At 46.6% G+C, this 8458-nt stretch carries 8 protein-coding genes and 1 pseudogene; 3 read left to right on the top strand and 6 right to left on the bottom strand.

Going from position 1 to position 8458, the window contains the following annotated elements; all coding sequences use genetic code 11:
* The 3 genes and pseudogenes from RMO84_RS12300 to RMO84_RS12290 form a co-directional block, all read left to right on the top strand.
* Positions 1-653, top strand: a pseudogene (locus RMO84_RS12300) (alpha/beta fold hydrolase); the annotation flags it as partial.
* Between the two features lie 139 nt (positions 654-792).
* Complete coding sequence (locus RMO84_RS12295; protein ID WP_310488743.1) at positions 793-1398, top strand: Uma2 family endonuclease; 606 nt, start codon at positions 793-795, stop codon at positions 1396-1398.
* A 225-nt stretch (positions 1399-1623) separates the two neighbouring features.
* Entirely contained in the window at positions 1624-2262 is a 639-nt protein-coding gene (locus RMO84_RS12290; protein WP_310488742.1) for an exopolysaccharide biosynthesis polyprenyl glycosylphosphotransferase, read from the top strand.
* Positions 2263-2383: 121 nt separating this feature from the next.
* On the opposite strand, the gene RMO84_RS12285 is transcribed toward RMO84_RS12290, so the two are convergent.
* From RMO84_RS12285 to RMO84_RS12260, 6 genes are all read right to left on the bottom strand, one after another.
* Complete coding sequence (locus RMO84_RS12285) at positions 2384-2668, bottom strand: DUF1816 domain-containing protein (protein ID WP_310488741.1); 285 nt, start codon at positions 2666-2668, stop codon at positions 2384-2386.
* Between the two features lie 221 nt (positions 2669-2889).
* Positions 2890-4473, bottom strand: a complete 1584-nt coding sequence (locus RMO84_RS12280) for an MDR family MFS transporter (protein WP_310488740.1) — start codon at positions 4471-4473, stop codon at positions 2890-2892.
* Between the two features lie 40 nt (positions 4474-4513).
* A complete protein-coding gene (locus RMO84_RS12275) occupies positions 4514-5773 on the bottom strand; it encodes an MFS transporter (protein WP_310488739.1) in 1260 nt (419 codons plus the stop codon).
* A 175-nt stretch (positions 5774-5948) separates the two neighbouring features.
* Entirely contained in the window at positions 5949-7403 is a 1455-nt protein-coding gene (locus tag RMO84_RS12270) for an HlyD family secretion protein (RefSeq protein ID WP_310488738.1), read from the bottom strand.
* 145 nt (positions 7404-7548) lie between these two features.
* Positions 7549-8016, bottom strand: a complete 468-nt coding sequence (locus RMO84_RS12265; protein WP_310488737.1) for a MarR family transcriptional regulator — start codon at positions 8014-8016, stop codon at positions 7549-7551.
* Between the two features lie 164 nt (positions 8017-8180).
* A complete protein-coding gene (locus RMO84_RS12260; protein ID WP_310488736.1) occupies positions 8181-8384 on the bottom strand; it encodes a hypothetical protein in 204 nt (67 codons plus the stop codon).
* Between the last annotated feature and the right edge of the window lie 74 nt (positions 8385-8458).

Raw genomic sequence — 8458 nt, 5'->3', positions numbered from 1 at the left:
ATACCTTTGAAACCTGGGCGCAGCAGGTCATCGATTTTTGCCAGGAAGTTATCGGCACGCCGACCATTTTAATCGGTAACTCGATCGGTTGTATCGTTGCTTTGCAAGCGGCGGTAACTAGCCCCGAATCTGTGCTTGGCGTGGCCTTACTCAATTGTTCGCTGCGATTATTACACGATCGCAAACGTGCCGAAATGCCCTTCTATCGTCGCTGGGGCGCACCGATCTTGCAGTCGGTACTGACAGTACCCGCGATCGGCAAGTTCTTTTTCCAGCAACTCGCCCAACGGAAGGTGGTTCGCAATATCTTACGGCAAGCCTACCACCACCCAGAAGCCATTACCGAAGAATTAATCGATATCTTGATGGCTCCCGCTGCCGATCCTGGCGCGGCGGACGTCTTTTTGAAGTTTACGGCCTATTCCTGGGGGCCATTACCCGAAGATCTGCTGCCCCAGTTGACTTGTCCGGCGATCGCGATTTGGGGTGCTGCCGATCCGTGAGAACCGATCGAATTGGGACGCGAATTGATGAATGTTTCTACTGTTGATGAATTTGTCGAAATTCCCGATGTCGGCCATTGTCCCCAAGATGAAGCTCCCGAATTAGTCAACCCCGTTCTGCGCGATTGGATTGGTAAATTGAGCACTTAAATTTGTGAGGAGCGGGAGAATCAGATGAGCACCTTGAATAATGCCAGATTCAGCAGCTATCGATCTCTCAATAGCGGCATGAGCTAAAATTACATTCACCAAATAAAGTTGTTGCGGTGCTGAGGTAAGCAAGATCGAGATGGTACTAGCAAAATCTAAAACACTTAGCTTTGATGATTTTATCGCCTGGTTGCCAGAGCGATCGGAATTTCGCTACGAACTTAGAGACAGAGATCTTCTCGAAATGCCCAAACCGCGCGGCAAACATTCGGAAATAGCTGTTTTGCTCAGCGGCCAACTATATTTAGAAATTACCCGATTGGGTCTACCTTATCTGATTCCGCGCGAATCGATTGTCAAATCGATCGATGGGAAGTCAGGCTATGAGCCAGATGTTATCGTCCTGGACAAAGAACAGCTAGTTCAAGAATCTCGGTGGGAGACAGAATCGATTATTACACAAGGCAGCTCAGTCAAACTAGCTATTGAAGTCGTATCGACTAATTGGCAGGATGATTATGCAGTTAAGCAAATCGCATACCAAACATTAGGCGTTCAGGAATATTGGATCGTCGATTATTTAGGATTAGGCGGGCGGTATTTTATCGGTTATCCCAAACAGCCGACTATTTCTGTTTATTATCTTGTCGATGGTGAATACGATTTGCATCAATTTAGAAATGGCGATTCGATCCGATCGTTAACGTTCCCCAATTTCCAGCTATCTATCGATCGACTGATTTGAATGAATGTTTTAGCTCGATTCTATATCTACATAGACAGAACAAATTCTTTACTTTATCTATACTCAAGGCGCAGTTAGGATTAAGCCCAATTTGTCGTACTTATAATTAGTGCAAATAGCTGAGAACTGATCGGTCATAATGACGAGGATTCTATCCGAAGATGACTGTTAGATTGAGTGTGTTGAAGACAAACGACTATTCAAACACACAATCTTAAACCCGCTATGTACTACTCTAGTGAACTATCTAAATCAGCTTCACAACGCCAATTAAAAAATTTCGATCGCATTGGCACAAGAGTATTAGACATTATTTGTGGATTGATTATCGCCGCAATCTTTGCAGTAGTGTTCCCCTTTGTAGCGATCGCCATTAAACTAGATAGTCCTGGTTCGATCTTCTACAAACAAGAGCGGGTTGGTTTGAATGGCAACAAGTTTACTATCTATAAGTTGCGATCGATGGTGCAAAATGCCGAACGTAACGGTCAAGCACAGTGGGCAGTCAAAGGCGATAGCCGCATCACCAAAGTTGGTAACTTCATCCGCAAAACTCGCCTCGATGAATTACCTCAAGTCATCAATGTCTTGAAGGGCGAAATGAGCATGGTTGGCCCTCGTCCCGAACGCCAACAGTTCATGGAGAAATTAGAATCACAAATTCCTAACTTCAGCACGCGATTGGCTGTTAAACCTGGATTGACTGGCTGGGCGCAGGTAAATTATGGCTATGGTAGTACTGTTGAAGATGCCAAGATCAAGCTCGGCTACGACCTCTACTATTGCAAGCATCAGTCGCTAGCCTTAAATTTCCAAATTCTACTGCGGACATTTGCCGTAGTTCTCAAAATGCAAGGACAGTAACTGCCGAGCGCATCTCTAGATCTGAGCTGTGGTGAAGAAGTAATCGAGAGGCAGGCAAAAGCCTGTCAAGCAAAAATCAATTTAAGTAATTAGCATATTTAAACTACTAATTACTGGCAGTCTATACCGCGCTCATGTCTTCAAGATCGATCGTCAATCGGTCTGGTTTACAACGCTTAATCTGAGTCTCGATCCCCTGGGCAGATTCACCTTCTAAATCTGCGACATAGCCCGCTACCGCTAGTTTTGCGGATGCTAGATCCGCAAATGGACCAAAGTAGTACATGCACTTAGGGCGATCTGTCAAAACTTCGATCCACCAAGCTTGCCCCCCAAAATCCAGGATACTCGTCCAGAATTCGGCGATCGGGTCGAGGATATGGCTTTTTAAGATATGATTATTCATCAATAATACTCAAATAATAGTTAGAGTTGGACATGCTTATCTTCAGTCTCAATCTAATTAGAGTTGCAGTGTTTAGCCAATATTAACAGTGAGCGCAAGTAAACAAATCTATCTATAGACAGAACTTCAGAGAGTCGCTTGACTATTTTTTCGCTCGAACGATCGCTACTGTTATCGATCGTCCTGATTGCGAGCGAACTCTATGCTCATCTGACATTTTTCTAATGTCCACCGCTACCAGCACCCACTTTTACTTTTTTGAAGAACAAGATTGCTACTCCACTCAATAGCAGCGCAAACCCAATAAAGTAAAAACAATCATTAAAAGCTAAGATAAATGACTCGCGTCGGATAATCGTCTCGATCGACTTTAATGCGCGATCCTGAGCTGTGAGGAGATCGGCACCTCTACTGACAAATAGCTGGGTCAACTCATCGATGCGTTGCTGAGTGGCAGGGTTGTACAGCGATACACCTTCACCGAGCCGATTGGAATGAAACTGTTCGCGCTGGGTTAATAATGTCCCTAAGGCGGCAATCCCAAACGAACCGCCCAAATTTCGCATCATATTAAATAACCCACTCGCCGATCCGGCTTGATCTCTGGGAATACCAGCAGTAGCCACTCCAGCGAGCGGTACTAAAATTAAGGGCTGACCTAGCGCGCGCACTAATTGCGACCAGCGCAACTGGTCGATCCCCGAGAGATTAGTTAGATCGGAATTCATAAAACAACTGACAGCAAATAAGCTTATCCCTGTAGCGACTACCAACCGAGTATCGACAAACTGAAGTAGCTTGGGCACCAGCGGAATCAGAAATAATTGCGGTATCCCCGCCCACATTAAGACCTCACCAATTTGCAAGGCATTATATTGTTGAATCTGAGCCAGATACAACGGCAAAATATAAATAGAACCATATAGCCCGATGCCGAGCGAGACATTGACGATACTCGCCAGCGCAAAATTTCGATTTTGCAATAGCCGCAAGTTAATAAATGGTTGCTTGCGAGTTAGTTCGATCCAGAAAAAGATCGCTAGAAAAATCGCTGCGAGGATGGCTAGATTGATAATTAGAGATGAGCTAAACCAATCTTTACGAGTACCTTCTTCTAAAACTACTTGCAGCGATGCCAACCCGATCGCCATCGAAATAATCCCCCACCAATCGCCTTGTTTGAGCAGTTCTGGTTTGGGTGGTTGTTGTTTAATGCCATACCAAACACCAGCTAATAACAACAAGCCAGGAATGACATTCAGATAAAAGATATAGTGCCAACTTAAATTATTAGTCAGCCACCCGCCCAACGTCGGCCCGATCGACGGTGCAAACGTAGCCGTCACACCAAATAACGCCTGACCCGCCGGTTGTTTAGATGGTGGTAGGCTCACCAACATGTTGGTAAAAGCCATCGGGATCAAAATCCCCCCTGTTGCCCCCTGCAAGGCACGAAAGGCAATCATCGAGGATAAATCCCACGCCGAAGCACAACACACCGAGAAGAAAATAAATAGTGCCGCATTGACCAAAATATAGCGACGGATCGAGAATACCTGGGATAGCCACCCCGTCAGGGGAATCACGACGATTTCGGCTACCAAATAAGCAGTCGAAATCCATGAGCCTTCCTCCAGGGTCGCCCCCAGAGCTGCTTGAATATCCTGAAGGGAAGAGTTGGTAATTTGGATATCCAACACCGCCATAAATGCCCCTAGCATACTGGCACCAACTCCAATCCAAGTCCGCAACGAGACTCGATCGGCATCTGGATTTCGATCGCCTAGCGCACTTGGATTTGCCATTATTTTATCCTCCAGAAATTATCTCGAAACTAGATCTTGCCTAATCGATGATGCCTTTGCGATGATAAATTTCGCGGACGATTTTACTCAATGCTGGTAATTGTCTGCTGAAATATAATGACCCTAATAAGCAAGCACTACCTGCAAAAATCAATGTCGGCGTCACACCAATTCGATCGGCTAAAGTACCACCTAACAGATTGCCAAACGGCACCACTCCCAAAAAAGACATCGTATAAATACTCATCACGCGACCGCGTTTGTCATCATCGACGATCGTTTGGAGCACCGTATTACCCGATGCAATTTGTAAAATCGTGCCCAAGCCGATAAACAACATCGCGACTAAAGACAGCGGCAAATAGCGAGATAAAGCAAAGACAATTAACCCCAGCCCTAATAATGCTGGCCCCAGAATAATCAATTTCCCCAGGCCGAAAACAGTTTTACGTGTGACTAAATAAATTCCGCCCGATACAGCACCTACTCCCGATGCTGCCATCAAAAAGCCTAGAGTTTGGGCATCACCTTGGAGGATTTTATCGGCGAAAACTGGGACGAGTACCGTATACTGCATCCCCAAAAAACTGACGATCGCCGATAGCAATAGAATCGCCCGAATCGGCGGACAGCCAAAGGCATACTTAAATCCATCTTTAATGCGCTCTAATGGACTACCAGTAATTTTGGGCAGTTGCTTGGGCTTAAATCGCATTGCTAATAAAGCAATAATTACGGCGATATAGCTCAGACCATCAATTAAGAAACAATAAGCCTCACCCACCCTGGCAATTAATAATCCGCCAATTGCGGGGCCAATTAACCTCGCACCATTAAACATTGTCGAATTAATCGCGATCGCATTAGCTAAATCTTCGGGTCGATCGACTAATTCAGTGACGATTGCTTGTCTGGCTGGGGCATCGACGGCATTAATAATGCCTTGAAATAAACTTAAAACCAGCAAATGCCAGATTTGAATTACTCCAGATAATGCCAGCGCAGCCAAGCATAAAGACTGCAGCATCGCCAAAATTTGAGTCGCGATTAAGATGCGCTGGCGCGGGAATCGATCGACTAAAACACCACCAAAAGGGGTCAGCAAAAAGTTGGGGATTTGGCTGGTAAATCCCACCACGCCCAGCATCACAGATGAGTTGGTAAGATGATAAACCAACCACACCGTCGCGATTTGGGTCATCCAGGTACCGATTAACGAAATCCCCTGTCCGCCAAAAAATAAGCGATAGTTACGCGATCGTAACGCTGGTGGTAGATATTTTGAGTCGATTGCTTGCATCTTAAAATTAGGTGAAGGTTCACAGTCGATCGAGTCGCATACCAGCATTAAGACATGGGTAACAGCGTAGATCTGAGGGTATCCACGAGGGGCACCCCTACAGGTTATCTGTAGGAGTACCCTGCAATTGTGGCAGTACTAATCGCTCGTGCATTGGTGTCGTCTCCAAATTGCCCTAGTTAGTCTCGACAGTCACTTCCGCAGACATCCCAGGTGCGAGGCGCGTCTCATAGCCTTTGAGGCTATTAGCATCCAATCTGATTTTGACTGGAATCCGCTGGACGATTTTGGTAAAGTTACCCGTCGCATTATCGGGTGGTAACAGCGAAAATTGCGATCCAGATGCAGGCGAGAGGCTATCTACATAACCCTTAAATAGATGATTGGGAAAAGCATCTAACTTCACTTCTACCACCTGTTTTGGCTTCAACTTATCGAGTTGGGTTTCTTTGAAATTTGCCACTACCCAATAATCGTTGTCCACCACAGCCATCAGTGGCGATCCGGCTTGAATCCGGTTGCCGATTTCTACATTTTTACGCCCGATTCGTCCGGCACTGGGAGCCGTAATATTGACGTAGGATAGCTGCAATTGAGCATCCTTCAAGGCCGCTTGCGATTGAGCGATCGCCGATTGAGCAGCGGCATACTGGCTGCGGCTGACGGCTGTTTGTTGACCGCTGGCGGTTGCTTGTTGCAAGCCACCTCTGGAGGCTGCGAGTTTGGCTCTAGCAGTCGTAATTCCTTCTTGAGCTTGTGCCAATTTAGACTGGGCTTGGGCTACTCCAACTTTCGCTGCTGCGAGTTTGGCTTGGGCTTGTTGAACGCTTTGGAGCGCGGAACTTTTTTGCGCCTGCGCTACGGCGAATGCAGCTCTAGCGGTATCCAATTGTTGACCCGAAATCGCACCAGATTTATAGAGACTGTTGTAGCGATTGAAGTCAGCTTGGGTTTTTTGGAGATTGGCGTCGGCTTGGGCAACCTGCGCCTGTGCGAGGGGAATTCCGGCTTGAGCTTCTCGAACCGCAGCTTGGGCAGCTGGAATCCCAGCTCTAGCTTCTTCAACCACCGCTTGGGCTGTAGAAATGCCAGCTTGAGCAGTGCTGACATCACCCTGCGCTTGACTGGTTTTACCTGTCGTCGTTTGGGATGCGAGGGCAATGTTTGCTTGGGCTGCACTTGCCTGACGTTGCGCCGCTTCTAGCGCGGCTTGGGCTTGCTGCGCCTTATTTTCGTAATCTTTGGGATCGAGCTTGATTAACAATTGTCCGGGTTGGACTTGCTGGTTGTCATTTACTAGCACCTCCGTGACTGTACCGGCAACTTTGCTACTGATTTGGTGGATGTGTCCGTAAACAGTGGCATTATCCGTTGTCTGGTGGGTCGAAATAAATTCCCAATACCGAAAACCAAAGATCCCCGCTACAGTTGCACCGATACCCAATCCCGCTAAAATCAATGGCAGCCGCTTGTTCCGCTTTGGGGCTGGCTTTTCGATTTGCCCTGGTACGACAAATGGGGTAACTGTTTCGACTTTTGCTGGTGGTACTACCGCAGTTTGGATTCCATCCGCATCGAGACTGTCAAGCTGATGGCCATTGTATTCGCTGGCTGTAGTCGTGCTTTGCATACAGATCGCCTAGTTAATTGATGTATTTAATGAGATTAGTTAGTGTGCGTAATATTAATTAGATCGGATTGTATCGATCGTCTCAAACTTAGACGTATTTAGCTTCCCTCAATCGGGGTAACAGCGATAAACGATCGAGGTATCTTTAGGACAAGTTAGCAATGGCGCGATCGAGCGATCGAGAAAACTGTTCGCGATCGCCTTCGGGGACACCCACCCATGTCTCGGCATGTAAATCTGCGGTGACTTGGGGGAGGATGTGTTCCAGTTCCAGCCCCGCATCAGTCAGCCAAATCCGGCAGATCCGCCGATCGATCGGATCGCGCTCTCGTCTGACGAAGCCGCGCTCCTCCATCCGATCGAGTACGCCCGTGAGTGTGCCGCCAACCTGTTGTAGCTTTTCACCAATCGCCGAAGTTGGTAAGCCGTCCTCTTGCCACAAACAACACAGCACTAACCAGTGAAATGGCGTCAACCCAAACGGTTCCAGACGATCGCTAAACTTTCGATACAGCAACTGAGACAGAAGTTTGATGCGATAGCCCATGCTATATGGTGCTCTAAACTCTTTGCCCAATGTTGAAGATGCAGACTCGATCGAGTTTGATTTCATAAATGCTAATTACTTAGCGTACGTACTATTATTTTGGACGAAATCAACGAGCCTGTCAAGTTTGATGCCGATCGATTTATGGTTACAATTGCTCAACCATTCCCAACTTCACCATCGGGATGGTTTCGATCGTCTTATGCAGCAGTAATCCACTAGAGTGAAAGCTAGCTCTCAACTTTTTCTGTGGGAATATAGTTGGATTTATACAATAATCTGGCTCGACGTTGTTGGAGCAAATGTTTGTCCATGACAGCTATAGCTTCATCTAGCTCTAGAGTCCACAAATCCAAGAGCCTACCAGCTTCTCTCAAATTAGCAATATCTCTGGCTCTAGTTGCGTCATCGGGAATCTTAAAGTTATTGCTCATAATTAATTCCAATTACGTTGAATTTCTTGCAAGCTGGCATTACTGGCATCTACTGTAGCTTCGCCAGTTTCAAC

It is taken from the genome of Chamaesiphon sp. VAR_69_metabat_338, assembly GCF_031423935.1.
Classification (GTDB): domain Bacteria; phylum Cyanobacteriota; class Cyanobacteriia; order Cyanobacteriales; family Chamaesiphonaceae; genus Chamaesiphon.
Note: the sequence above shows the minus strand (reverse complement) of the source record. Positions and strands in the feature narration are given on the sequence as shown.

Bases quoted from the DNA above. Each gene is read 5' to 3' on its own strand.
- RMO84_RS12260 (WP_310488736.1), bottom strand. From the start codon at position 8,384: ATGAGCAATAACTTTAAGATTCCCGATGACGCAACTAGAGCCAGAGAT.
- RMO84_RS12295 (WP_310488743.1), top strand. From the start codon at position 793: ATGGTACTAGCAAAATCTAAAACACTTAGCTTTGATGATTTTATCGCC.
- RMO84_RS12280 (WP_310488740.1), bottom strand. From the start codon at position 4,473: ATGGCAAATCCAAGTGCGCTAGGCGATCGAAATCCAGATGCCGATCGA.
- RMO84_RS12275 (WP_310488739.1), bottom strand. From the start codon at position 5,773: ATGCAAGCAATCGACTCAAAATATCTACCACCAGCGTTACGATCGCGT.
- RMO84_RS12285 (WP_310488741.1), bottom strand. From the start codon at position 2,668: ATGAATAATCATATCTTAAAAAGCCATATCCTCGACCCGATCGCCGAA.
- RMO84_RS12270 (WP_310488738.1), bottom strand. From the start codon at position 7,403: ATGCAAAGCACGACTACAGCCAGCGAATACAATGGCCATCAGCTTGAC.
- RMO84_RS12290 (WP_310488742.1), top strand. From the start codon at position 1,624: ATGTACTACTCTAGTGAACTATCTAAATCAGCTTCACAACGCCAATTA.
- RMO84_RS12265 (WP_310488737.1), bottom strand. From the start codon at position 8,016: ATGAAATCAAACTCGATCGAGTCTGCATCTTCAACATTGGGCAAAGAG.